The 1,702-nt window shown below is 47.2% G+C and carries 1 protein-coding gene; it reads right to left on the bottom strand.

Annotated features, from left to right (window positions below; all coding sequences use genetic code 11):
• The coding region (locus HNQ34_RS17230) for a glycoside hydrolase family 52 protein (RefSeq protein ID WP_183256536.1) at positions 1-1,700 on the bottom strand (1,700 nt) is incomplete at its 3' end.
• Positions 1,701-1,702 lie beyond the last annotated feature (2 nt).

Below are 1,702 nucleotides of genomic sequence, written 5' to 3'. Positions count from 1 at the left end.
GAATCGTTTCCTTCGCCCATTACCGCCGGGATATATCCGTCATCCGTCACATAGCTTACGATAGTCGCCGCACATTTTTCCGCTTGTTCGCCAGCTAGCACGGCTAGTTCTTCGTTTCCAACATCACGAAACAGCTTCTCAAGTGCAACATAAGCTGCCCAACACTTTCCTGCTAAATATAAGTTATTGCGCGCTTGGCCGAGGGAAACATCTAAACTATCATATGTCGTAATCTCCGCGCCACCCATCGTCCGCGTGCTGTCCAGCCCCATAATCCCGTTCCGTTTTTCCGGATCCGGATGGTCGCGACGAACCATGCTTTCGAGACATTGCTCCAAAATGGAAAGTCGCTCGTCGCGCCATGCCCAATCTTTTGTTTGTTCGATGTATACGGCAGCGCAAAGAACCCAGTTGACGAGCTGCTCATGCGTCATATGCGAGAAGCAGCCACTAATTCCATATAGCTCATATGACGAGTAATGCGGGCGCGAGAACGTGTTGGCCACTCCCATGTCGTGCGTAAAGCTGATGCCCCCTAGATATTCCGTTTCTTCTTCCGGAAAGCGAACACGATCTTCATAACTGTATCGTTCCACGTACAAATCAAGCACATTTTTAACCGTCCACGGATTCATTTTCAATTCAAAAAAGAGCTGGTCGACCGTTAAATCAAACGTATTCATCATCCGATATTCGCCTTCGTTGACGACCCAAATCGGCTGGCCATCGTGTTCTAAAAGTTGCGTGTTGCCATAGTAGCTGCGAATCGCGTGAGCCATCATAAACTTTTGGTCATCGGACAGCCATTCTTTTTCAAGGAGCTCATTCGAACGGAACGACTGCTCTTTTAGTACTTCTGCCTGCTCTAACGCATAAAGGCCGACTTCCTCAATATTATTGAAGAAACGGGTATAGAAATAGGACGTGTCCATTCCCGCTGTGGCATAACCACCACGATAGAAACAAACCGCAAATTGGTACGTTTTCTTTTGCCCTGCTGGGATATCCATTATGAGCGCTCCGACTTTTCCAAGACCGAACGTCCAGTTTTCTTCGAGCGGCGTTGTTAAAATATCTTCCATACTAAAATGTAACGCTGAACGTACATCCTCATCTTTGGAAACGATACCAATAATTCGCCCTTGACCAACTCCGCGCAGCTTTTGGCACGTATCATCGATTCTTCTCATCGATGTGTACGGGTCCGTCCCTTCGAATCCGAAAAACGCCCGTCTTTCCTTTGTTCCTTTTGTATTGTCGATCGTCATCTCGACGATAACCGCTGGAACTAACGCCAACTTTAGTTCCTTATCATCTGCTGTTTCGGGATTTGGTACCGCTTTAACCGGAGAATAAATGGTAAACGTTAAATCTCCTGCTTTCCATGTATCTGTAGCAACACGAAATTCGCGTTTGATTGCATCTTTGGCAAACGGCATCAAGATGTTTGGCTTTTGCGGGTTTGGATCCGGGTTTTCAATATCGTATCTTTTGCTTTCGTCTTCCCCCGCCTCTAAAAAAGGCAACACATGATACAGTCCGGGCTGATCTGGCGATTCCACGCCAATGAACACATTTTGCCGCGGTGGGCGTGCTAACTCGAGATCCAACCCTCCGCTTTTTCCCGGAAATCCTAACGTAAAGCTTGCAAATGCGCCAACAGGTGAATGATGGGCGTTAAAAAACATATTTTTCGGCATGG

This window comes from Anoxybacteroides tepidamans (assembly GCF_014201465.1).
Taxonomy (GTDB): domain Bacteria; phylum Bacillota; class Bacilli; order Bacillales; family Anoxybacillaceae; genus Anoxybacteroides; species Anoxybacteroides tepidamans.
The sequence above is the reverse complement of the archived record's forward strand: the minus strand, read 5'-3'. Positions and strand labels throughout refer to the sequence as shown.